General features: G+C 69.7%; 24 protein-coding genes, 1 tRNA gene and 1 riboswitch. Of the genes, 16 read left to right on the forward strand and 9 right to left on the reverse strand.

Annotated features, from left to right (window positions below; translation table 11 throughout):
* Window positions 1–217 precede the first annotated feature (217 nt).
* From ACWEBX_RS12425 to ACWEBX_RS12445, 5 genes are all read left to right on the forward strand, one after another.
* Window positions 218–1,669 (forward strand): amino acid permease, encoded by a 1,452-nt coding sequence (locus tag ACWEBX_RS12425; RefSeq protein ID WP_451884824.1) that lies wholly within the window; start codon window positions 218–220, stop codon window positions 1,667–1,669.
* A gap of 111 nt (window positions 1,670–1,780) precedes the next feature.
* Window positions 1,781–2,203, forward strand: coding sequence for a Mov34/MPN/PAD-1 family protein (locus ACWEBX_RS12430; RefSeq protein WP_451884825.1), 423 nt, complete (start codon window positions 1,781–1,783; stop codon window positions 2,201–2,203).
* A gap of 79 nt (window positions 2,204–2,282) precedes the next feature.
* Complete coding sequence (locus tag ACWEBX_RS12435; protein ID WP_339129578.1) at window positions 2,283–2,384, forward strand: putative leader peptide; 102 nt, start codon at window positions 2,283–2,285, stop codon at window positions 2,382–2,384.
* Between the two features lie 115 nt (window positions 2,385–2,499).
* Complete coding sequence (locus tag ACWEBX_RS12440; RefSeq protein WP_451884826.1) at window positions 2,500–2,778, forward strand: MoaD/ThiS family protein; 279 nt, start codon at window positions 2,500–2,502, stop codon at window positions 2,776–2,778.
* A 17-nt stretch (window positions 2,779–2,795) separates the two neighbouring features.
* Entirely contained in the window at window positions 2,796–3,746 is a 951-nt protein-coding gene (locus ACWEBX_RS12445) for a PLP-dependent cysteine synthase family protein (RefSeq protein WP_351861836.1), read from the forward strand.
* Window positions 3,747–3,831: 85 nt separating this feature from the next.
* On the opposite strand, the gene ACWEBX_RS12450 is transcribed toward ACWEBX_RS12445, so the two are convergent.
* Window positions 3,832–4,305, reverse strand: a complete 474-nt coding sequence (locus ACWEBX_RS12450; RefSeq protein ID WP_451884827.1) for a type II toxin-antitoxin system PemK/MazF family toxin — start codon at window positions 4,303–4,305, stop codon at window positions 3,832–3,834.
* A gap of 252 nt (window positions 4,306–4,557) precedes the next feature.
* Here ACWEBX_RS12450 and ACWEBX_RS12455 point away from each other — a divergent pair, with 252 nt between their 5' ends.
* Window positions 4,558–5,310 (forward strand): MBL fold metallo-hydrolase, encoded by a 753-nt coding sequence (locus ACWEBX_RS12455; protein WP_451884828.1) that lies wholly within the window; start codon window positions 4,558–4,560, stop codon window positions 5,308–5,310.
* A gap of 70 nt (window positions 5,311–5,380) precedes the next feature.
* Here ACWEBX_RS12455 and ACWEBX_RS12460 read toward each other — a convergent pair whose 3' ends face one another.
* Together ACWEBX_RS12460 and ACWEBX_RS12465 are read right to left on the reverse strand one after the other, a co-directional pair.
* The gene (locus tag ACWEBX_RS12460; RefSeq protein ID WP_451884829.1) at window positions 5,381–6,628 is read right to left on the reverse strand and encodes a PTS transporter subunit EIIC; all 1,248 of its coding nucleotides are present in this window, start codon (window positions 6,626–6,628) and stop codon (window positions 5,381–5,383) included.
* A 237-nt stretch (window positions 6,629–6,865) separates the two neighbouring features.
* Window positions 6,866–8,152, reverse strand: coding sequence for a PTS transporter subunit EIIC (locus ACWEBX_RS12465; protein ID WP_451884830.1), 1,287 nt, complete (start codon window positions 8,150–8,152; stop codon window positions 6,866–6,868).
* Window positions 8,153–8,324: 172 nt separating this feature from the next.
* Between ACWEBX_RS12465 and ACWEBX_RS12470 the strand changes: the two genes are divergently transcribed.
* The 4 genes from ACWEBX_RS12470 (at window position 8,325) to rdgB (ending at window position 10,700) form a co-directional block, all read left to right on the forward strand.
* On the forward strand, window positions 8,325–8,558 hold the full coding sequence (locus ACWEBX_RS12470) for a glucose PTS transporter subunit EIIB (protein WP_069920430.1): 234 nt from the start codon (window positions 8,325–8,327) through the stop codon (window positions 8,556–8,558).
* A 138-nt stretch (window positions 8,559–8,696) separates the two neighbouring features.
* Complete coding sequence (rph, locus tag ACWEBX_RS12475) at window positions 8,697–9,443, forward strand: ribonuclease PH (protein ID WP_103554520.1); 747 nt, start codon at window positions 8,697–8,699, stop codon at window positions 9,441–9,443.
* 146 nt (window positions 9,444–9,589) lie between these two features.
* Window positions 9,590–9,988 (forward strand): hypothetical protein, encoded by a 399-nt coding sequence (locus ACWEBX_RS12480; protein ID WP_451884831.1) that lies wholly within the window; start codon window positions 9,590–9,592, stop codon window positions 9,986–9,988.
* A gap of 109 nt (window positions 9,989–10,097) precedes the next feature.
* Complete coding sequence (rdgB, locus tag ACWEBX_RS12485; protein ID WP_451884832.1) at window positions 10,098–10,700, forward strand: RdgB/HAM1 family non-canonical purine NTP pyrophosphatase; 603 nt, start codon at window positions 10,098–10,100, stop codon at window positions 10,698–10,700.
* A 71-nt stretch (window positions 10,701–10,771) separates the two neighbouring features.
* On the opposite strand, the gene ACWEBX_RS12490 is transcribed toward rdgB, so the two are convergent.
* The 4 genes from ACWEBX_RS12490 to ACWEBX_RS12505 form a co-directional block, all read right to left on the reverse strand.
* Window positions 10,772–10,856: transfer RNA gene (locus ACWEBX_RS12490), tRNA-Leu, on the reverse strand.
* Window positions 10,857–11,136: 280 nt separating this feature from the next.
* Window positions 11,137–11,457 (reverse strand): DMT family transporter, encoded by a 321-nt coding sequence (locus tag ACWEBX_RS12495; RefSeq protein ID WP_451884833.1) that lies wholly within the window; start codon window positions 11,455–11,457, stop codon window positions 11,137–11,139.
* 33 nt (window positions 11,458–11,490) lie between these two features.
* Window positions 11,491–11,551: riboswitch (guanidine-III (ykkC-III) riboswitch) on the reverse strand.
* 59 nt (window positions 11,552–11,610) lie between these two features.
* Window positions 11,611–11,913 carry a GroES family chaperonin gene (locus ACWEBX_RS12500; RefSeq protein ID WP_326790934.1) on the reverse strand — a complete coding sequence of 101 codons (303 nt, stop codon included), beginning with the start codon at window positions 11,911–11,913 and terminating at the stop codon, window positions 11,611–11,613.
* Between the two features lie 104 nt (window positions 11,914–12,017).
* Window positions 12,018–12,356, reverse strand: coding sequence for a DUF3618 domain-containing protein (locus ACWEBX_RS12505; protein WP_451884834.1), 339 nt, complete (start codon window positions 12,354–12,356; stop codon window positions 12,018–12,020).
* 129 nt (window positions 12,357–12,485) lie between these two features.
* On the opposite strand from ACWEBX_RS12505, the gene bcp reads away from it, so the two are divergent.
* Window positions 12,486–12,953 carry a thioredoxin-dependent thiol peroxidase gene (gene bcp / locus ACWEBX_RS12510; protein ID WP_361681563.1) on the forward strand — a complete coding sequence of 156 codons (468 nt, stop codon included), beginning with the start codon at window positions 12,486–12,488 and terminating at the stop codon, window positions 12,951–12,953.
* Between the two features lie 27 nt (window positions 12,954–12,980).
* Here the strand turns inward: bcp and ACWEBX_RS12515 are convergent, their stop codons facing one another.
* On the reverse strand, window positions 12,981–15,542 hold the full coding sequence (locus ACWEBX_RS12515; protein WP_451884835.1) for a transglycosylase domain-containing protein: 2,562 nt from the start codon (window positions 15,540–15,542) through the stop codon (window positions 12,981–12,983).
* Window positions 15,543–15,741: 199 nt separating this feature from the next.
* On the opposite strand from ACWEBX_RS12515, the gene ACWEBX_RS12520 reads away from it, so the two are divergent.
* The 4 genes from ACWEBX_RS12520 (at window position 15,742) to ACWEBX_RS12535 (ending at window position 19,461) form a co-directional block, all read left to right on the forward strand.
* The gene (locus ACWEBX_RS12520) at window positions 15,742–16,542 is read left to right on the forward strand and encodes an ABC transporter permease (protein ID WP_451884836.1); all 801 of its coding nucleotides are present in this window, start codon (window positions 15,742–15,744) and stop codon (window positions 16,540–16,542) included.
* 106 nt (window positions 16,543–16,648) lie between these two features.
* Window positions 16,649–17,503: an ABC transporter permease gene (locus ACWEBX_RS12525; protein ID WP_451884869.1), complete on the forward strand. Its 855-nt coding sequence runs from the start codon at window positions 16,649–16,651 to the stop codon at window positions 17,501–17,503.
* Between the two features lie 16 nt (window positions 17,504–17,519).
* Window positions 17,520–18,530: an ABC transporter ATP-binding protein gene (locus ACWEBX_RS12530; protein WP_451884870.1), complete on the forward strand. Its 1,011-nt coding sequence runs from the start codon at window positions 17,520–17,522 to the stop codon at window positions 18,528–18,530.
* A gap of 61 nt (window positions 18,531–18,591) precedes the next feature.
* Window positions 18,592–19,461 (forward strand): DUF1707 SHOCT-like domain-containing protein, encoded by an 870-nt coding sequence (locus ACWEBX_RS12535; protein WP_451884837.1) that lies wholly within the window; start codon window positions 18,592–18,594, stop codon window positions 19,459–19,461.
* 87 nt (window positions 19,462–19,548) lie between these two features.
* On the opposite strand, the gene ACWEBX_RS12540 is transcribed toward ACWEBX_RS12535, so the two are convergent.
* Window positions 19,549–20,877: an SGNH/GDSL hydrolase family protein gene (locus tag ACWEBX_RS12540; protein ID WP_451884838.1), complete on the reverse strand. Its 1,329-nt coding sequence runs from the start codon at window positions 20,875–20,877 to the stop codon at window positions 19,549–19,551.
* A 262-nt stretch (window positions 20,878–21,139) separates the two neighbouring features.
* On the opposite strand from ACWEBX_RS12540, the gene ACWEBX_RS12545 reads away from it, so the two are divergent.
* Window positions 21,140–22,714, forward strand: a complete 1,575-nt coding sequence (locus ACWEBX_RS12545; RefSeq protein ID WP_451884839.1) for a DUF445 domain-containing protein — start codon at window positions 21,140–21,142, stop codon at window positions 22,712–22,714.
* Window positions 22,715–22,844: the final 130 nt, after the last annotated feature.

Below are 22,844 nucleotides of genomic sequence, written 5' to 3' on the forward strand. Positions count from 1 at the left end.
TCCTGTGGTCTGCGCAACACGAGCCGCAGCCGATCAACGCCGCCCCCGTGATAGATCTTCACGACCGCCCGGCAGGACACCACCCATGTCCCGCCGGGTGCGCCACCGAGCCGGCGGACCGCCGGCCAGGCACAGGCTCCACCTGTCCGGGGGGATCGGAAGCCGATGCGAAGCCAAGGGACTGGCTCGTTCCGGTATGGAGAAAGGCGCACCAGACATGACCTCATCGCAGGTCGACAAGAGTCGCGACGGCAGTGAGGCCGTGGGCGGCGACGCCCCCGAAGAGGGGTACGAGCGCGGGCTCGGCAGCCGTCAGGTCCAGATGATTGCGATCGGCGGCGCCATCGGCGTCGGCCTCTTCCTGAACGCCGGGGCGAACATCGCCAAGGCCGGCCCCAGCCTCATCGTGATGTACGCCCTCGCGGGCGTGATCATCTTCTTCATCATGCGGGCGCTCGGCGAGCTCCTGCTCTACCGCCCGGTCTCGGGTTCCTTCGCGGAGTACTCCCGCGAGTTCCTCGGCCCGTTCTTCGGCTACTTCACGGCCTGGACGTACTGGCTGATGTGGGTGGTCACCGGCATGGCGGAACTCACCGCCGCCGCGATCTACATCAACTACTGGTTCCCGTCGATCCACCAGTGGGTGTCGGCGCTGATCTTCCTTGTCATCCTCTTCGTGGCGAACCTGATCTCGGTGAAGGTCTTCGGCGAGATCGAGTTCTGGGCCTCGATGGTCAAGGTCACCGCGCTGATCGGCATGATCGTGATCGGCCTCGGCGTCCTCACCTTCGGCTTCAGCTCCGCCGGTGACACCGCCTCCGTCAGCAACCTGTGGCAGTTCGACGGCTTCTTCCCCAACGGCATCGGCTCCTCCCTGATGACCCTCCAGGGCGTCATGTTCGCCTACCTCGCCGTCGAGCTCGTCGGCGTCACCGCGGGCGAGTCCGAGAACCCCGAGAAGACCCTCCCGAAGGCCATCAACACCCTTCCGTGGCGTATCGCCCTCTTCTACGTCGGCGCCCTCACGGTCATCCTCTGCGTCGTGAAGTGGACCGAGTTCATGCCAGGGGTGAGCCCCTTCGTGAAGGCGTTCGCCGTGATCGGCATCCCGGCCGGCGCCGGCATCGTCAACTTCGTGGTGCTCACCGCCGCCCTGTCCTCCTGCAACTCGGGCATGTACTCCACGGGCCGCATGCTGCGGAACCTGGCCGACAACGGCGAGGCCCCGAAGGCCTTCAACAGGCTGTCCTCCACCAAGACGCCCGCCATCGGCATCACGGTCTCCGTGCTCTTCATGGGCATCGGCGTGGTCCTCAACTACGTCGTCCCCGAGAAGGCCTTCGGCTACGTCACCTCGGTGGCCACCGCGGCCGGCATCTGGACCTGGCTGATGATCCTCGTCAGCCACATCCTCTACCGCCGCGCGGTCGACGCCGGCCGGCTGCCGGCCTCGCCCTTCCCCGCCCCGGGCGGCGCGAAGTGCAGCTATGTCGCCGTCGCGTTCCTCCTCTTCGTCACCGGCCTGATCGCGTACGACGCGGACTCCCGCATCTGCCTGTACGTGATGGCGATCTGGGCCGCCGTCCTGGCCGCCGGCTGGGCGATCCTCAAGGCACGCAACCCCCAGGTCACCGAACGCCGCGAGCCGGAGCTCGAGAACGTCGGCTGACCGCCACCACGGACGCCCGGCCCACCGGGCCACCGCTCAGGACGTCCGGCATACGGGCCGTCCCGTACCACGCCTCGGTACGGGACGGCCCTTCTGTCTATTCTGACCAGCATGCTGACCATCACCGAGGCCCTGTTCGACCGGATCGTCGACCACGCGCGCCAGGACCACCCCGACGAGGCGTGCGGCGTCGTCGCGGGCCCCGCCGGCACCGGCCGCCCCGAGCGCTTCATCCCCATGCTCAACGCGGCCCGCTCGCCCACGTTCTACGAGTTCGACTCCGGCGATCTCCTCAAGCTCTACCGCGAGATGGACGACCGCGACGAGGAGCCCGTCGTCATCTACCACTCGCACACCGCGACCGAGGCCTACCCCTCCCGCACCGACCTCGCCTACGCCAACGAGCCCGGCGCGCACTACGTCCTGGTCTCCACGGCGGACACCGACGACGCCGGCCCCTTCCAGTTCCGCTCCTACCGGATCGTGGACGGTGAGGTCACGGAGGAGGAGGTCAAGGTCGTGGAGAGCTACTGATCTCACCCATCGACCAAAAAGCGTCCGGAATGCGAGATCACACTCCTGGGCCCGTACCGGGAATCGATACGATGAGCTCATGGTTCTGAACGACGTGAGCGACAAGACGCCGGGCATGCTGCTCGTGGCGCGCCTGCACGTCGACCTCTGCAGGCTGCAGAGCGCCATCTGTACGCACTGACCTGCCGCCGCCGTACGGCCGGAGAGCCGCGCCTCCGCAACCGGCGTACCCCCTGCCCCGCCCGCGCTGCCGCGCGTCGTCCGACCTGACTTCCTTCCGACAGGAGCCCGCAACCATGGCCATCGAGGTCCGCATCCCCACCATCCTCCGCACCTACACGAACGGCGAGAAGGCCGTCGAGGGCGGCGGGGCGACCCTCGCCGACCTGTTCACCGACCTCGACACCCGTCACGCGGGCATCCGGGCCCGGATCGTGGACGGCGGCGAGCTGCGCCGCTTCGTCAACGTCTACCTGAACGACGAGGACGTCCGCTTCCTCGACGGCATCAACACCAAGCTCACCGACGGCGACAACGTCACCATCCTGCCGGCCGTCGCCGGCGGCATGGCCTGATCGGACCCTGGTCACCGATGCGCTACGACTCCCCGCTCGCCGCGGTGGGCAACACCCCTCTGGTGCGCCTGCCGCGGCTGTCGCCGTCCGCGGACGTCCGTATCTGGGCGAAGCTGGAGGACCGCAACCCGACCGGTTCCGTCAAGGACCGGCCGGCCCTCCACATGATCGAGCAGGCGGAGAAGGACGGCCGCCTGACGCCGGGCTGCACGATCCTGGAGCCGACCAGCGGCAACACCGGCATCTCCCTGGCCATGGCGGCGAAGCTCAAGGGCTACCGCATGGTCTGCGTCATGCCCGAGAACACCTCCCAGGAACGCCGTGACCTGCTCGGCATGTGGGGGGCCGAGATCATCCCCAGCCCGGCCGCCGGCGGATCCAACACCGCCGTGCGCGTCGCCAAGGAACTCTCCGCGCAGCACCCGGACTGGGTGATGCTCTACCAGTACGGCAACCCGGACAACGCCGGAGCCCACTACGCCACGACGGGCCCGGAGATCCTCGCCGACCTCCCGTCCATCACCCACTTCGTGGCGGGGCTCGGCACCACCGGCACCCTCATGGGCGTCGGCCGCTTCCTGCGCGAACACAAGCCGGACGTCAAGATCGTCGCCGCGGAGCCGCGCTACGACGACCTGGTCTACGGCCTCAGGAACCTGGACGAGGGCTTCGTACCGGAGCTGTACGACGCCTCCGTCCTCACCACCCGCTTCTCCGTGGGCTCGGCCGACGCGGTCACCCGCACCCGGGAACTCCTCCAGCAGGAGGGCATCTTCGCGGGCGTCTCCACCGGAGCCGCGCTGCACGCCGCGATCGGCGTCGGCAACAAGGCCGTCAAGGCCGGAGAGCCGGCCGACATCGCCTTCGTGGTCGCGGACGGCGGCTGGAAGTACCTGTCGACGGGCGTCTACACGGCGGCGACGACGGAAGAGGCCATCGAGACACTGCAGGGCCAGCTCTGGGCGTAGCCACGTACCGGACTCACCGAGGGGCGCGCGGACCGGTCGACGGTTCCCGCGCCCCTCGTCGTTGCCACGAGCCCGCCGCGGTGCCTCAGCGGGCCAGATAACGGACCTGGTCCCACAGGACCGGATCCACCACACCCACCCGGCGCCGGAAATCGCCCACCGGCACCACCCGCAACTCGTCCGTCTCCAGGAAACTCGGCCGCCCCTGGGAGTCCCCCACGGCCCCGGGCGGCAGGGGGATCACCCCGGGCCGCTCGTCGTGGTACTTGCTGGTGATCTTCGCGACGGTCACCCGCTTACCGCGCACCACGAGCACCAGACACGGCCGGTCCTTGGCCCCCGGCCCGTCCTCGTAGGGAACGTTCGCCCACCAGATCTCCGCCGCCCGCGGCAACGGCCCACCGCGGGCCGTACCGCCCCGGCGAGGTCCCCGGGCCCGGCCCGGCGGACGCGTCCGACCGGCCGGCCGGCGCCCGCGGCGCCCCCAGCCGTCCACCAGCGTCGCGACCAGCGCGAGCAGAACCACCGCCGCCAACGCGAGCCACCAGGACGTGTCCACAGCAATGAAGGTACCGGCGCCCTCGTGCCCCCGCCCGCCCTGCGCGAACCCCGGGCACGCGGAGAGGGGCGTCCGAACTGATCCAAACGCCACCCCTCAGGTCCATCCGAACCGGTGACAGCACAGGTGAGTTCGCCCACAACAGCCCCTGGCGGAGGAGCGACCAACCCTTTTGCGCCTTACGCTCGACGGACCGCACGACCCCCGTCCTCCCCCTTCCAGTAGTCACCCGCCAGCGGAGGTTTCTGCTTTATGAAGCTCACCGTCGTCGGCTGCTCGGGGTCGTTCCCGTCCGCGGAATCGGCCTGCTCGAGCTACCTCGTAGAGGCCGACGGCTTCCGGCTGCTTCTCGACATGGGCAACGGCGCCCTGGGCGAGCTGCAGCGCCACTGCGGTCTCTACGACCTCGACGCGATCTTCCTGAGCCATCTGCACGCCGACCACTGCATCGACATGTGCGCCTACTTCGTCGCGCGCTACTACCGGCACGACGGCGGCCGCTGCGCGCCGCTCCCGGTCTACGGCCCCGAAGGCACCGAGCACCGCCTCACCACGGCCTACGCCGACACCCCCACCGCCTCGTCCATGAGCGAGGTCTTCGACTTCCACACGGTCAAGCCGTCCACGTTCGAGGTCGGCCCCTTCACCGTGCACACCGAACGGGTGGCGCACCCGGTGGAGGCGTACGGCATCCGGGTGGAGCACGGCGGACGTTCGTTGACGTACTCCGGTGACACCGGGGTGACCGGAGCCCTGGACGAACTCGCCCGCGACACGGACCTGTTCCTGTGCGAGGCCGCGTTCACCCACGGCAAGGAGAACATCCCCGGCCTCCACCTCAACGGCCTCGAGGCCGGCGAGACCGCCGCCCGCGCGGGCGCCCGCCGCCTCGTCCTCACCCACATCCCCCCGTGGACGGACGCCTCCACCAACCTGACGGACGCCCGCTCGGCGTACGCGGGCCCGGTGGACCTGGCGGTTCCGGGGGCGATGTACGAGATCTGACGCCCCGGCGTGCACGAAGGCCCCCGGAACCAGACGGTTCCGGGGGCCTTCGGCCGTAGGGGAGGACGGCTCACGCCTTCGTGAGGTCCTCGATCTCCTCCTCGGGCTCACGGCCCGGGGTGGGGAGGTTGAACTTGGTGATCGCGAAGCGGAAGACCACGTAGTAGATCGCCGCGAAGACCAGACCGATCGGGATGATCAGCCAGGGCTTGGTGGCCAGGTTCCAGTTGAGCGCGTAGTCGATGAAGCCCGCGGAGAAGGTGAAGCCCGCGTGGACACCGAGCGCCCAGGTGACCGCCAGGGACAGGGCGGTCAGCACCGCGTGGATCGCGTACAGGAGCGGGGCGATGAACATGAACGAGAACTCGATCGGCTCCGTCACACCCGTCACGAACGAGGTCAGCGCCAGCGAGATCATCATGCCCATCACGGCCTTGCGGCGCTCGGGGCGGGCGGAGTGCGCGATGGCGATCGCGGCGGCCGGCAGACCGAACATCATGATGGGGAAGAAGCCCGACATGAACATTCCGGCGCTCGGGTCACCGGCGAAGAAGCGGTTGAGGTCACCGTGGACCACCGTGCCCGCGGAGTTCTTGAAGTCGCCGATCTGGAACCAGGACACGGCGTTCACGAACTGGTGCATGCCGACCGGGATGAGCGCGCGGTTGATGAGACCGAACAGACCCGCTCCGACCGTGCCGAGACCGGTGATCCACTCGCCGAAGTTGGAGATGCCGTCACCGATCGGCTCCCAGACCAGACCGAAGAAGACGCCCATGGCCGTGCCGACGAACGCCATGATGATCGGCACCAGACGGCGGCCGTTGAAGAAGCCGAGCCAGTCCACCAGCTGCTTGCGGTGGTAGCGCTGCCACAGGACGGCGGACAGCAGACCCATGATGATGCCGCCGAGGACACCGGGGTTGTTGTAGGTCGCCGCTATGTCGGCGCCCTTCTGGATCTTCGCCTCGGTGACCGGGAAGGCCTCGAGCACCTTGCTGTAGACCAGGAAGCCGACCAGGGCCGCGAGCGCGGTGGAGCCGTCCGCCTTCTTGGCGAAGCCGATCGCCACGCCGATGCAGAACAGCATCGCCAGGTTGTCGAAGATCGCGTGACCGGCGGTGGCGAACACCAGCGTGACCTTGTCGGGCAGGTGCAGCTTCTGTGCGATGTCCGGCACTCCCAGACGCAGCAGGATGCCCGCCGCCGGAAGCACGGCGATCGGCAGCTGCAGGCTGCGGCCGACCTTCTGCAGGCCCTGGAACAGGCCGGATCCCCGCTTCTTCGCGGGTGCCGCCGAGACGGTGGCGGTGCTCATAGTTCCTCCATGCGCTGGGCGCTGCCGGGGGACGGGAAGGTACGACAGGGGTCGGCAGCGACCATGTGGTCTACACCACCAGTGGTGTAGACCTGTTTCTAGCACGGTGAAGGCCGGATAAGGAAGGTCCGAATTTTGTGGCCTCGGCCATAACGGGAATAACTGGTTCCGATCATGCCGAAGGCCCCCGGACCGGCAGGTCAGGGGGCCTTCACTGTGAGCAGCGGGCGCGGAACGCTACGCCTTCGTGGTGTCCTCGATGTCCTCCTCCGGCTCCCGCCCCGGAGTCTTCAGATCGAACTTCGTGATCGCGAACCGGAAGATCGCGTAATAGACCGCGGCGAAACACAGCCCGATCGGAATGATCAGCCACGGCTTCGTCGCCAGGTTCCAGTTGATGACGTAGTCGATCAGACCCGCGGAGAAACTGAAGCCGTCATGCACACCGAGCCCCCAGCTCACCGCCATCGACACACCCGTCAGCACCGCGTGCACCGCGTACAGCAGCGGCGCGATGAACAGGAACGAGTACTCGATCGGCTCGGTGATGCCCGTGACGAACGACGTCAGCGCCACCGAGAGCATCAGGCCGCCGATCTCCTTGCGCCGATGCGGCTTCGCGGTGTGCGTCATCGCGAGGGCCGCCGCCGGCAGCGCGAACATCATGATCGGGAAGAAGCCCGTGAGGAACTGCCCCGCGTTCGGGTCGCCCGCCAGGAACATGTTGATGTCGCCGTGCACGACCTGACCGTCGGGCTTCGTGTAACTGCCGAACTGGAACCAGATGGGCACGTTCAGGAACTGGTGCAGCCCGATGACCAGCAGCGCCCGGTTCGCCAGGCCGAACACACCCGAACCCCACGCCCCGAGACCCACCAGCCAGTCGCTGAAGTTCTCCAGCGCGTCACCGATCGGCGGCCACACCCACAGGCACAGCGAGGCGAACGCGATGGACACGAACGCCATGATGATCGGCACCAGGCGCCGCCCGTTGAAGAAGCCGAGCCAGTCCACCAGCTTCGTACGGTGATAGCGCTGCCAGAAGTACGCCGACAGCAGCCCGATGACGATGCCGCCGAACACCCCGGGATTCTGGTACGTGAACTCGGCGACCGAGTTGTCCTCCAACTGGCAGCCCAGCGCGATCTTGACGCTCCCGCCCGGACAGGTCTTCGGGAACGCGCGCAGCACGTTGTAGTAGACGAGGAAACCCACGACCGCCGCCAGCGCCGTCGAGCCGTCCGACTTCTTCGCCATCCCGATGGCCACGCCGACGCAGAACAGCATCGGCAGCCCGAGGTTGCCGTCCAGCAGTGCGCCGCCCGCCGCGCCGATCACCTTGGACAGGTTGTCCCAGCCGAGCCCGTCCGCGCCGAACACATCCGGCTGGCCGAGCCGGTTGAGAATGCCCGCCGCCGGCAGCACGGCGATCGGCAACTGCAGGCTGCGGCCCATCTTCTGCAGTCCCTGGAAGGCCTTGTGCCAACGGGCGCGCGCCGGCGATACGTCACTTACGGCACTCATGGGCGTCCTCCGGGCGGGCCGGTTTGGCGACTACCCGCCCACTGGTGTAGACCAGTTGCGGCGGGTCGCTCTGTCGTGATCGCCATCCTTCGGCACGCACGACACGGCCGCTCGCGAAGTTGGGCCAACTGTGGGTTACTGCGACAAAGCGGTTCGGATCAGGGAGTAGGACATGGCCACCAAGGCTGAGAAGATCGTCGCCGGGCTCGGCGGCATCGACAACATCGAAGAGGTCGAAGGCTGCATCACCCGCCTGCGCACCGAGGTCCATGACGCCTCACTCGTCGACGAGGCCGCCCTGAAGGCCGCAGGCGCCCACGGCGTCGTCAAGATGGGCACCGCCATCCAGGTCGTCATCGGAACCGACGCCGACCCCATCGCCGGCGAGATCGAAGACATGATGTGACCACCGGGAACCACTGAAGCCACCCGGCCCCCGACACGCGCCGCACACCGCTTCAGGAGCCGCACCGGCTCACCCATGAGGGGCTGAATCCGCCACCGGCGGACAGCCCCTCACGCCTGTGCGGATAGGCTCGACACCATGTCTCGAATCGACGGCCGCACCCCCGAACAGCTTCGCCCCATCACCATCCAGCGTGGCTGGAGCAAGCATGCCGAGGGCTCCGTCCTCGTCTCCTTCGGCGACACCAAGGTCTTCTGCACGGCCTCCGTCACCGAAGGCGTCCCGCGCTGGCGCAAGGGCAGCGGCGAGGGCTGGGTCACCGCCGAATACTCCATGCTCCCCCGCGCCACCAACACCCGCGGCGACCGCGAATCCGTCCGCGGCAAGATCGGCGGCCGCACCCACGAGATCAGCCGCCTCATCGGCCGCTCGCTGCGCGCCGTCATCGACTACAAGGCGCTCGGCGAGAACACCATCGTCCTCGACTGCGACGTCCTCCAGGCCGACGGCGGCACCCGCACCGCGGCCATCACCGGCGCCTACGTCGCCCTCGCCGACGCCGTCACCTGGGCCCAGGGCAAGAAGCTCGTCAAGCCCGGCCGCAAGCCCCTCACCGGCACCGTCTCCGCGGTCTCCGTCGGCATCGTCGGCGGCGTCCCCCTCCTCGACCTCCGCTACGAGGAGGACGTCAAGGCCGACACCGACATGAACGTCGTGTGCACCGGGGACGGCCGTTTCGTCGAGGTCCAGGGCACCGCCGAGGCCGAGCCCTTCGACCGCAAGGAACTCAACGCCCTGCTCGACCTCGCCGTCGCGGGCTGCGACGAACTCGCCGCCATCCAGCGCGCGGTACTCGAAGAGGCCTCACAGGCAACCGCGGGTTAACCCTTAGCGTTCTTATGGGTACGGGCGTACGGTCCTGCCGTGCGCCCGCCGGCCCCCTCGGGCGGATCGGGCCGACCGCGCAGCGGACCGGTGCGATGCGGTCGGTGTGGCCGCACCACACCACGCCCACGGGGAGGGACCGTTCCATGGCCGCGCGCCACCACCATCGCCGCCGTACCGCCGCACTTGCCGCCGTCGCCGCACTCGTCGTCCTGCCGGCGGCCGTCGGCTGCGACGCCGTCAGCAAGGCGCTCGACTGTGTACAGACCGCCGACTCGATAGCCGACAGCGTCACCGACCTCCAACAGGCCGTCGAGAACGCGGCGAACGACCCGTCGCAGACCGACGCGTCGCTCAACGCCATCGAGAACAACCTCGACAGGATCGGCGACCAGACCGACAACGCCGACGTCAACAAGGCGGTCGACGAGCTGAACAAGGCCGTCGCGAACGTCCGAACAGCCGTCAAGAACGGCGACGCGACCCCCGACATCAGCCCCGTCACGGCCGCGGCGGGCGAACTGACGAAGGTGTGCACGCCGTAAGAGGCGTCAGCGGGCGGGGGCGGCGGGCGCACGGGAAACCCGGCCCCCGAAGCGGGCTGCGGGACCGTCAGGAACCGGTCCCGGACCGGATTCGGCGATACTGGCGGGCATGACCCGCCTGATCCTCGCCACCCGCAACGCCGGAAAGCTCACCGAGTTGAAGGCGATCCTCGCCGACGCAGGGCTCACCCATGACCTCGTCGGCGCGGACGCCTACCCCGACATCCCCGACGTCAAGGAAACCGGCGTCACCTTCGCCGAGAACGCCCTGCTCAAGGCCCACGCCCTCGCCCGGGCGACCGGCCTGCCCGCCGTCGCCGACGACTCGGGCCTGTGCGTCGACGTCCTCAACGGCGCCCCCGGCATCTTCTCCGCCCGCTGGGCCGGCCGCCACGGCGACGACCGGGCCAACCTGGACCTGCTCCTCGCCCAGCTCTCCGACATCGACGCCCCCCACCGGGGCGCCCACTTCGCCTGCGCGGCGGCGCTCGCCCTGCCGGACGGCACGGAACGCGTGGTCGAGGGCCAGTTGCTCGGCACCCTCCGCCACACCCCCACCGGCACGAACGGCTTCGGCTACGACCCGATCCTCCAGCCGGACGGCGACACCCGCACCTGCGCGGAACTGACACCCGCGGAGAAGAACGCGATCAGCCACCGGGGGAAGGCGTTCCGGGCCCTGGTGCCGGTGGTGCGGGAGCTGTTGGGCTAGCCCGGCCCGCGGGAGCCGCACGCATGGAGGCCCGGTCCGGATGTCCGGACCGGGCCTCCACTTCGTAGCTGTGCGGTCGGTGGGACTCGAACCCACACGGGATTTCTCCCACGGGCACCTAAAACCCGCGCGTATAGCCCATTCCGCCACGACCGCGTCAAATCGAACATCTTGCCTGTCCGTGCTGCTCCGTGCCGATCAGTGTACGGGTGACTCCGCACCGACTGAAGGTCGCCCATCTTTTCGGCGGCACCATGTCGACGTCAGTGCACGGCAGTTCGGGCACGGGTATCGCAGGTATTCGGCTCGATTGTCCAGGCGGTCGCCGTTGACGTGGTCGATCTGCAAGGTGATCGGCTGGCCCGACCACTCACCGGTGTCGAGATCGAGGCGAAGGCTTCGGAGATGACCGCATCCGGGGCTTGCGACCGGGGGATCAGTGGCCCGATGTCGCCTTCAGGCCTACCACCGACGCCAGGAGCAGGCAGATGAAGAAGATGCGGGCCGCTGTCGCCGGTTCGCCCAGGAGGGCCATCCCCAGGATCGCGGCGCCGGCCGCGCCGATGCCGACCCAGACGCCGTAGGCGGTGCCGATGGGGAGCGATTTGGCCGCGTAGGAGAGGAGGACCATGCTCGCGACGATTCCCGCGCCGGTCAGGATGCTCGGGACGGGACGCGTGAAGCCGTCTGTGAACTTCATTCCGATCGACCAGCCGACTTCGAGCAGACCGGCGACGATCAGCAGGACCCAGGCCATGGGAGGTACCTCCGGGAGACGACGGCATCACAGGGTGCGTCGTCTTTGCCAGGCCCGGTACGGCGCGTCTCGTCGGGGTCCTTCCAAGGTAGCAAAAGAATGGCAAAAGGGGCTGGTGACCATGGTCACCAGCCCCTTCAGGCGGCGTGTGCCCTACAAATACAAGCCCGTCGAGTCCTCGGACCCCTCGAAGCGGTCCGCGGCCACGGCGTGCAGATCCCGCTCGCGCATCAGCACGTACGCGGTCCCGCGCACCTCGACCTCGGCCCGGTCCTCGGGGTCGTACAGGACCCGGTCGCCCGGCTCCACCGTGCGGACGTTCTGTCCGACCGCGACGACGTCGGCCCAGGCGAGACGGCGGCCGACGGCCGCCGTCGCGGGGATCAGAATGCCGCCGCCGGAGCGCCGCTCGCCCTCGGCGGCGTCCTGCCGTACCAGCACGCGGTCGTGCAGCATCCGGATGGGCAGCTTGTCGTCATGGGTGCTGTGCGTTTCACGGTTGGCGCTCACGCCCTGAACCTACCTGTCCCGGCCGGTTTCGTACGTGGGTGGGTCATCGGTCAGCCTTTGCGGCGCCGCGTGCCCACCACGAGCAGTCCCACGAGCCCCACCGCGACCAGAGCCACCGGCACGATGCGCTCCAGCCGGGGCGCGCCGTCCTCCGAGACGAACTGGCCCTTCACATCGCCCACGACGCGGTTGACGCCGACGTAGGCGCGCCCCAGCGTGTGGTCGATGTTGGAGGCCACCTTCGCCCTGGCGTCTCCGACGATGGTCTTCGGGTGCACCCGTACGCCGATCTCGTCGAGCGTGTCGGCGAGGGTTGTGCGGCGGTGCTTGATGTCCGCCTCGATCTGCGCCGGAGTCCTGGTATCCGGCGTTCTCGACGTATCCGACACCGCGCTGCCTCCGTGGTCGTGTAGTGACTCCCTGATTCGGACAGTCTGTCAGTTCGTACCGGACCGCACCCCTCGGCACCCCCCATTACGCTCGTTCCGTATCCATTCCACCGGCCACGTGAGGTTCCGATGAGCGAGCGACTCCAGCCCGGCGACACCGCCCCCGCCTTCACCCTGCCCGACGCCGACGGCAACGAGGTCTCCCTCGCCGACCACAAGGGCCGCAAGGTCATCGTCTACTTCTACCCGGCCGCGCTCACCCCCGGCTGCACGAAGCAGGCCTGCGACTTCACGGACAACCTGGAGCTGCTGGCGGGCGCCGGTTACGACGTGATCGGTGTCTCCCCGGACAAGCCCGAGAAGCTGGCGAAGTTCCGTGAGAAGGAGTCGCTGAAGGTCACCCTGGTCGGGGACCCCGACAAGACGGTCCTGGAGGCGTACGGGGCCTTCGGCGAGAAGAAGCTGTACGGCAAGACGGTCGTCGGTGTCATCCGCTCCACGGTCGTCGTGGACGAGGAGGGCAAGGTCGAGCGGGCGCTGTACAACGTGAAGGCGACCGGGCACGTGGCGAAGATCATCAAGGACCTGGGCATCTGATCGCCATCTCTGGCATGACGACCCCGCTCAGTGCCTCCCCCTCCGGGGTGTGAGCCCGCTCAGTGGTCCCTGGCCCGCGGTGCTGCCCGTGGTGCCGGTGTCGGTGGGGTCTCCGCCGGTCGTGGTGCCGGCCGAGGCGTCGCCGGTCGTGGTGCCGTCCGTCGTGGCGGTTCCGGTGGTGCCTCCGTCCGTGGGGGTGCCACCGGTGGTGCCGGCCGTGGTCCCGCCGTCGGTGTGACCCGGGGTGTGGCCGTCGGTCCGGCCCGGGGTGTGGCTCTGTCCCGGGGTCCGGCCGTTCGGCGTCGCCGGTGCGCTGCCGCCTGCCCCGCCGACCTCCTCGCCGCCGTCCGTGCCGCCGTCGTTCTGTCCGCCGGTGGCGTCCGGGTCGTCGGTGGCGTCGCCGGGGTCGTACATCTCCTCGGCGCCCGGCTGGAGTTCGAGATCGAAGTCCGAGACCTCGGTTCCCTCCAGGGCGTTCCGGGTGAACTGGGCCCAGATCTGCGCGGGGTAGCCGCCGCCGTTGACGCGGGCCTGTCCGAGGGCGCCGTAGAGGGACTTGTGGGCGCCGGTGGCGGGGTCCTGGCCCATGACGGCGACGACGGTGGCGAGGTCGGGGGTGTAGCCCGCGAACCATGCGGCGGTGTCCTCCTCCGCCGTGCCGGTCTTGCCCGCGGCGGGCCGGCCGGCGTTCTGCGCGGCCTGCCCGGTTCCGCCGTCGACGACGCTCTGGAGCATGGAGGTCGTCGTGTCGGCGGCCTCGCGGCTCACGGCCTGCCGGTCGGCCGACCCCTCGTCGTCCTGGGCCGGCAGCTTCACGTTCTGCGACCCGTCCTTGGTGATCTTCTCCACGAGGGTGTACGGGCCGTGCCTGCCGTGGTTGGCGAGCGTGGCGTAGGCCTCCGCCATGTCGAGGACGCTGGCGGTGGCCGGGCCGAGCGCGATGGAGGGGGAGGCGGTGAGGTCGGGGGTGTCGGCGGGCAGGCCGAGGGCCACGGCGGTCTTCTTCACGCTCGTGGGGCCGACGTCGACGGCCATCTGCGCGTACACCGAGTTGACCGACCTGTCGGTGGCGGTGCGCACGGAGATGTCCCCGTACGATTCGCCGTCCTCGTTCTCCGGTGCGTAGGTGCTGCCGTTCCAGCCCCGCACGGGCCGCTGATCGGTGCCGTCGTAGACGGTGTTCGGGGTGATGGCGCGGCCGTCCTGGGTCCGTGCGCCGTTCTGGACGGCCGAGGCGAAGACGAACGGCTTGAAGGTGGAGCCGACCTGGTAGTCGCGGCGGGTGGCGTTGTTGACGTACTGCTTGGTGTAGTCGATGCCTCCGTACATCGCGAGGACCTTGCCGCTGGAGGGGTCGATGGCGACGCCGCCGGCGCGGACGTAGGTGTCCGCCTTGCGGTTCTCCTTGTCGAGCCGGTCCGTCACCTGGTCGTTCACGGCCTCCACGAAGGCGTCCTGCTTGGCCTTCTGGAGGGTGGTGGTGATGCGGTAGCCGCCGCGGGTGAGGGTGTCCTCGTCGAGGATTCCGTTGGAGGTGAGATAGGCGGTCACGGCCTGGACGAGGTAGCCGCGCTGGCCGGACAGTCCCGCCGAGCCCCTGGCCTGCCGGGGGGCCGGGAAGGAGACGCGGTCGCGTGCGGCCCGGGTCAGCCACTTCTGTTTGACCATGCCGTCGAGGACGTAGTTCCAGCGGGCGAGGGCCCCGGCCTTGTTCTCGGGGTGCGCGATCACGTCGTACTCGCTGGGCGCGTTGAGCAGGGCGGCGAGGTAGGCGCCCTGGCCGACGGTCAGGTCCTTGGCGTTCACGCCGTAGTAGGCCTGGGCCGCGGCCTGGATGCCGTAGGCGTTGCGGCCGTAGTAGCTGGTGTTGAGGTAGCCCTCCAGGATGTCGTCCTTGCTCTTCTCCCGGTCGAGCTTGATCGAGATGAAGAACTCCTTCACCTTCCTGGTGACGGTCTGTTCCTGGCCCAGGTAGTAGTTCTTGACGTACTGCTGGGTGATGGTCGAGCCGGACTGTCTGCCCTTGCCGGTGACGGTGTTCCAGCCGGCGCGCACCATCGCCTTGGGGTCGATGGCGGATTCGCTGTAGAAGTCGCGGTCCTCGGCGGCGAGGGTGGCGTGCTGGGCGTCCTTGGAGATGTGGTCGAGGGTGACGTTCTCGCGGTTGACGTCGCCGTCGCGGGCGAGCTGGCTGCCGTCGGCGTACAGGAAGACGTTGCTCTGCTTGACCGCTGCGGCGTTCGCGGAGGGGATCTCGACGAGGAAGTAGCCGAGCGCGAAGAGGCCGGCCAGGAGCAGTGCCGTGCCGAGGACGGTGCCGAGCAGCATGCGCCAGGTCGGGACGAGTCTGCGCAGGCCGGTCCGCTTCGGCCGCTGCTCCCGCTTCCGCTTCTGCTTCGCCGTCTGTGCCGCCGGCTGCTTCTGGTTCTGCTGCGCGCCGGGGCGTGCGCCCGGTCCGCCCGGTCCTGTTCCCGGCCCCGACCGCCGGCCCGTCTGCGGTCCCGCCGCGGGGGACGGGTTCGGGTGGGGACCCGCTTCCGGTTCCCTCGGTGCCCAGCCCTGGCTGCGCTGCTGCGGCTCGTCGCTCATCTGTTCGCCGGACTCCTGTTTCGCATCGTACGTAGTCGTACGCCCTCATACGCCTGGTGCGCCCCGTATGAAGACTCTCGCACCATGTGTTCCGTTCCTCGATCCCGGCACGCGTCCCGCCGGAAAATGCCTGGCGGCCCGCGCGGGGCCGGTACTAGGCTCCTGCGCTTTGGCTCAACGCTGAGGAAAGGGACGGGTTGTGGGCACGGCGCGGTTGTACGCGGCTGTCGCGGCCGGCGGGTTCCGGCGGTACGCCACCTATCGGGTCGCCACCGCCGCCGGGGTCTTCACGAACACCGTCTTCGGGCTGATCCTGGCGTACCTGTTCATCGCCCTGTGGGACAGCAGGCCGCACCTCGGCGGCTACGACCAGGCGCAGGCGCTCACCTATGTGTGGGTCAGCCAGGGGCTGCTGATGGTGGTCGCGATGATGGGCGGCGGTTTCGAGGACGAACTGATCGAGCGCATCCGTACGGGTGACATCGCGATCGACCTGTACCGGCCGGCCGACCTCCAGGTGTGGTGGCTCGCCCAGGACATGGGCCGGGCGCTGTTCCATCTGCTGGGCCGCGGAGTGGTGCCGCTGCTGTTCGGCGCGCTGGTCTTCGACCTGGCGCTGCCCTCGGATCCGCTGACCTGGCTCGCCTTCCTGGTCGCGGTCGCGCTCGGGGTGGTCGTCGGGTTCGCGATCCGCTTCCTGGTGGCGCTGTCCGCGTTCTGGCTGATGGACGGTGCGGGGGTGGCGCAGCTCACCTCCATCGCGGGGATCTTCTGCTCCGGGATGCTGCTGCCGCTGAACGTCTTCCCGGGCGCGCTCGGCGAGGTCGTACGGGCGCTGCCGTGGTCGTCGCTGATCCAGGCGCCCGTGGACGTCCTGCTCGGCACGGCGGATCCGCTGGGCACGTACGCGGTGCAGGCCGCCTGGGCGACGGCGCTGCTGGCGGCCGGGCGGCTGGTCCAGTCGGTGGCGACACGGAGGGTGGTGGTCCAGGGTGGCTGATCCGGTGGAGCGGGGGACGGGGGTCGTGGCGGGCCCGGCGCGGGAACGGGAGGCTGAGCGGGAGCGGGAGCGGGAGCGGGGTGCGGCCGGGCGGGCCGGTGCGACGGTGCGGGCGCTGGAGTTCCGGCCGTTCGAACGGCAGGGCGCGTACGAGCGGCTGCGGGACGGGCTCCGGGCCTACCGGCTGATCACCGCGATGTGGATCCGCTCGACGATGGCCTACCGGGCCTCCTTCGCGATGACCGCCTTCGGGAACTTCGCGGCGACCGCGCTCGACTTCGTGGCGATCCTGCTGATGTTCTCGCGGGTCGACCGGCTGGGCGGCTACAGCCTGCCCGAGGTCGCCCTGCTCTACGGGGTGTCCGGTACCGCGTTCGGGTTCGCGGACCTCGCCCTCGGCTCGATGGACCGGTTGGGACGCCGGGTGCGCGACGGCACCCTGGACACCCTGCTGGTGCGCCCGGCGCCGGTGCTCGCGCAGGTCGCCGCGGACCGTTTCGCGCTGCGCCGCCTCGGCCGGATCACCCAGGGACTCCTCGTCCTCGGGTACGCCCTCGCCGTCCTCGACATCCACTGGACGCCGCTCAAGGTGTTGATGATGCCGATGATGCTGCTCAGCGGCGCGGCGATCTTCTCGGCGGTGTTCGTGGCGGGCGGGGCGTTCCAGTTCGTCGCGCAGGACGCCTCCGAGGTGCAGAACTCCTTCACGTACGGCGGCAATACGCTCCTGCAGTACCCGCCGACCGTGTTCGCCAAGGACATGCTGCGCGGGGTGACGTTCGTCCTTCCGCTCGCCTTCGTCAACTGGCTGCCCGCGCTGTACGTGCTGGGGCGGCCCTATCCGCTCGACCTGCCGGTGTGGGTCGCGTTCGCACCACCGGCCGTGGCGGCGCTCTGCTGCGCGCTGGCCGGGCTCGCCTGGCGTGCGGGGCTGCGCGCCTACCGGAGTACGGGAAGTTAGGGGAACAGACGTGGCCATCGCGGCGGACAGGGAGTCGGCGGGTCCGGGCGGGGAACCGGGTGCGCGGACCGGGTTCATCGAGCTCGACGGGGTCGAGAAGGTCTTCGACGTGCGCAGGAGGACGGGGTTCCTGCGCGGCGAGCGGCGGCAGGTGCGGGCCGTCGACTCGATCTCGTTCACCGTGGAGCGCGGTGAGATGGTCGGCTACATCGGGCCGAACGGCGCCGGCAAGTCGACAACGATCAAGATGCTCACCGGCATCCTCACTCCGTCCGGCGGCAGGCTGCGGGTCGCCGGTCTCGACCCGTCCCGCGAGCGCACGCGTGTCGCGCGCCGGATCGGGGTCGTGTTCGGGCAGCGGACCACGCTGTGGTGGGACCTCCCGCTGATCGACTCGTACCGGCTCATGCACCGGATGTACCGGGTGCCGGACGCGCGGTTCCGGGAGAACCTGGACCGCTGTGTCGAACTCCTGGAGCTCGGCGCCCTGTTGGACGTGCCGGTACGGCAGTTGTCGCTGGGGCAGCGGATGCGCGGCGACATCGCGGCGGCCCTGCTGCACGACCCCGAGGTGCTCTATCTCGACGAGCCGACGATCGGGCTCGACGTGGTGAGCAAGGTGCGGGTCCGGGAGTTCCTGCGGGATCTGAACGCCGAACGCGGCACGACGGTCCTGCTCACCACGCACGACCTCACCGACATCGAGCAGTTGTGCCGTCGGGTGATGGTCATCGACCACGGGCGGCTGATGTACGACGGCGCGCTGAGCGGGCTGCACGAGGTGGGGGAGAGCGAGCGGACCCTGGTCGTGGACCTGGAGCGCGAACTGCCCCCGATCGAGCTGGAGTCGGCGCGGGTGGTGAAGGTGGAGGGGCCGCGTCAGTGGCTGGCGTTCCCCGCCGCGACGTCGGCCGCTCCGCTGGTGGCGCGGATCGCGGCGGAATATCCGCTGGTGGACCTTTCGGTACGGGAGCCGGACATCGAGGCGGTCATCAGCCGTATGTACGCCGGGAAAACAGGGGCGTAGCGGGGCGGCCGCACAGGTGGTGCGGATGGCCCCCGGGCGGGGGACCTCGTAGGCTGCTGCCATGACCGACGAACTCCCGGAGCTGCGTGCCTCCGACGCCGATCGTGAACGTGTCGCCGAACAGCTCAGGGACGCCCTCGCGGAGGGCCGCCTCGACATGGAGGAGTTCGAGGAGCGGCTGGAGGCGACGTACGCGGCCCGTACGTACGGGGAGTTGACGCCGATCACCCGCGATCTGCCGGGAGCGGTGACGTCCCCTCGGGTCTCCATGGTCAAGCAGCCCGTGGACGATGGTAGTTGGGGCTCTCGAATCGTCGGCGGCGAGGGAACGTCTTCGTGGGGTGTGGCGGTTCTGTCCGGCTTCGAGCGCAAGGGCCGCTGGACGGTGCCGAAGCGCTTCAACTCCTTCACCTTCATGGGCGGCGGCGAGATCGACCTGCGCGAGGCGAACTTCGCGGACCGTGAGGTCGTCGTCAACTGTGTCGCGGTCATGGGCGGGTTGAACGTCATCGTGCCGCCGGGCGTCGAGGTCGTGGTCCGCGGTATCGGCATCATGGGCGGCTTCGACCACCGTGAGGAGGGCCGTCCGGGCGACCCCGGCGCGCCTCGGGTGATCGTCACCGGGTTCGCCTTCTGGGGTGGGGTCGGCGTGGAGCGCAAGCTCACCCGTGCCGAGCGCCAGCGCCTGAAGGAGGAGCGCCGGCAGGAGAGGCTGGAGCGCCGGGAGGCCCGCAAGGAGCTTCAGGGCTCCCGGGGCGGTGGCCTCGACGACATGTTCGACGCGCTCGACGAGGCCCGCGACCTGATACGCGAGCGCCACGACGAACGCCGTGAGCGTCACGAGGAGCGTCACCTGCGCCACGAGGAGCGCAGGGACCGCGACCGGGAGCGCCGCGAGGACCGCCGACGGCGGCACGACGGGGACTACTGAAGTCAGGGCGCGGGGTGGGTCAGTCGGCTTCCGGCCGATCAGAACTCCGCCGCTCCGGCGGATCACCCTTCCGCCCCCTCCGGCGGATCACAGCTCCGCCGGAACCGCGCCCTTCAGTTCCTTCAGGTCGAACACCTCGGCCATCCGGCGGAACCCCTGGTCGCTGGGGTGCAGATGATCGCCCGAGTCGTAGTCGGTCCGCAGCCGGCGATGGTCGTACGGGTCCCGCAGCGCGGCGTCGAAGTCGACGACGGCGTCGTACACCTTCCCGGCCCTGATCTCCGCGTTCACGGCCTGGCGTACGGCCTCCCGGTTGTCGGTGTAGCCGCGGTGCCCCTGGAAGGGCATCAACGTGGCGCCGACGACCCGCAGTCCGCGGGCGTGGGCCTGCCGCACCAGGGTCCGCAGGCCGTCGGTCACGGTGGTCGGATCGACCTGGTTCGGGTTGCGCAGGATGTCGTTGACGCCGAGGTCGATGACGACGGCCTCGACGTTCGTACGGTCGAGCACGTCGCGGCCGAACCGGCTGAGCCCGCTGGGGTTGTCGGCCGGCCGGCCGAGCCCCGCCGCGAGGACCTGGTTCCCGCTGATGCCCTGGTTGACGACGCTGTAGCGGGGCGTGTCACCGGACCCGGCCGCGGTGCGCAGCCGCTCCGAAAGGACGTCCGTCCAGCGGCTGTTGGCCCCCACGGTCGAGGTGATGCCGTCGGTGAGGGAGTCGCCGAGGACGACGACGGTGCCCGTGGCGTCGTCGCTGAGCACGTCGAGCGCGGTCAGGTAGCGCCAGTACGGGCTCTGTTCGGCGTACGAGGCGGCGCTCACGTCCTCCGTGCGGTCGGCGTCGGCCACGTACGAGATCTGCTGGGCGTGCGGGTGGTAGGTGACCGGGCCGGACGGGGTCGGCGAGTACGTCGTGACGAGGACGTCCACGTCGTGCGGGACACGTACGCGTACGGCATCGCTCGTCACCTGCCGGCCGACCGGGATCTCGACGCTCGTGGCACCGCCGAACGTGAGGCGGCGCATGGTGTCGACGGTGGCGGCGGCGCTGTTCGCGGTCGCGGCGACGGCGATCGTCGCGTGCGTGACGACCAGGGGCTGCTGCCCGTAGAGATTGGACAGCGTGATGCGGGCACTCGTACCCCCGGCGGCCGTGTGCACGACGTTGCGCACGGAGCGGCCCGCCATTCCGTACGGCTCCGTGCCGGGCTCGGCTCCGGCCGGGGAGGCGGACCAGGCGCCGACCCAGGTGCCGGTGGAGGCGGGGGCGGCGTCGTGCGACGTGTGGCCACCGGCCACCGCGGCCTTGGCGTCGGTGCCGTCGTCCGCGCCGACGCCGATGTATATGGCGGCTGAAAGGATCACGACCACGGAAAGGATCGCGGTGAGCAGGGCATAACCGTGACGCTTGGTCATGCGGTGCGTGTCTCCTCGGACGAGGGAGCCCGAGGCTCCGAATGTGATCACTCCATGATGCGTCATGGGTCGGGAGAGCGACGATGCGCCCCCTAGGGGACACCCCTGGTCGATTCCCCATCCGAACAGACGCCGGGAACTCCTGGGGCGTTCCAGGAGTCGGTGAGAAGAGAGTGAGAAAGGGACACTGTGTACGAGGCGTGACGTGGCCTGCGAACGGGTGGAGTGAATGGGACGCACGAATTCGGGTGAAGGGGACGGCATGGAGCAGCATGCCCGACCCGCCGACGCCGCGAACTCCGGCGACGCCGCGAAGGGCGCTGGGGCCGCTGACGCCGAGGGCACCGCGGACACCGCGGGCACCGGGGCGACGGACGCCGGTGCCGCGCGTGCCGCGGGTGCCGCCGGTACGGCGAGGGCCGTTGAGGCCGCGGACACCGGCGAGGCCGCCGGTTCCGGGAAGGCCGTCGACACCGGCGGGGCCGCCGACACCGCGGGCACCGGCGAGGCCGCTGGTGTCGGGAAGGCCGCCGGTGCCGCGAGTGGCCGGACGGCCTTCGTGCCGGGGCGGGCGATGAACACCTTCAGCCCCGCCGACGAGGAGAAGCGCCGCGGGGTGCGCCGGATGAAGGCGACGGCCACCGGCCTGCTGCTCTTCGTCGCCCTCGTCTACGTGCTGGCGAAGTGGGCCTCGAACGAAGGCGCGGGTGCCTGGGCCGGCTATGTCGCGGCGGCCGCCGAGGCGGGCATGGTCGGCGCGTTGGCCGACTGGTTCGCGGTCACGGCCCTCTTCCGGCACCCGCTCGGCCTGCCCATCCCGCACACCGCGATCATCCCCACCAAGAAGGACCAGCTCGGCGTCTCGCTGGGCGAGTTCGTCGGCGAGAACTTCCTCTCCGAGGAGGTCGTCCGCCAACGGCTGCGCGCGGTGGGCATCGGCAGCAGACTGGGCGCCTGGCTCGCCGATCCCGAGCACGCGGACCGGGTCACGGCCGAACTGGCCGCCGCGCTCAGAGGCGCCCTGACCGTGCTGCGCGACTCCGACGTCCAGGCCGTCGTCGGGGAGGCGATCACGCGCCGCGCCGACGCCCAGGAGATCGCGCCCGGCATAGGGAAGATGCTGGAGAAGATCGTCCTGGACGGCGGCCACAAGCGGTTCGTCGACCTGGTGGTGGTCCGTGCGCACGACTGGCTGGTGTTCCACGACACGCAGGTGATGGACGCCGTCCAGGGCGGCGCGCCGGGCTGGACCCCCCGTTTCGTCGACAAGAAGGTCGGCGAACGGGTCTACAGGGAACTGCTCCGCTTCGTCACCGAGATGCGCGACTCCCCGACCCACCCGGCCCGCGGCGCCCTCGACCGGTTCCTCACCGACTTCGCGTCCGATCTGCAGTCCGACACGGACACCCGCGCGCGGGTGGAGCGGCTCAAGGGCGAGGTGCTGGGCCGCGGCGAGGTCCAGGACCTCATCGCCTCCGCCTGGACGGCCGTGCGGTCGATGATCGTGTCCGCGGCGGAGGACGAGCGCAGTGAGCTGCGGCTGCGCGTGCGGGCCTCCCTGCTGTCCCTCGGTGCCCGGATGGCGACGGAGCCCAAGCTCCAGGCCAAGGTGGACGGCTGGGTGGAGGGGGCCGCTGTGTACGTCGTGACGACCTACCGCAAGGAGATCACCTCGCTCATCACGGACACGGTCGCGGGCTGGGACGCCGAGCACACGACGAGGAAGATCGAGGCACACATCGGCCGCGACCTGCAGTTCATCCGGATCAACGGCACGGTGGTCGGCTCACTGGCCGGACTGCTGATCTACGTGGTGTCACGTGGGCTGGGGGCTTGACGGGCCGAAGGGCGGGAACCCGGCGGAGGCCAAGGCCGAGCGGCGCTCGCTGGAGGACAGCGCGGCGCCACTGTCGAGGCACCCTCGGCAGCCGCCGCCTCACCGGCGTCCACCGCACGGGCGAGCTGAA

It is taken from the genome of Streptomyces sp. NPDC005070, assembly GCF_053600395.1.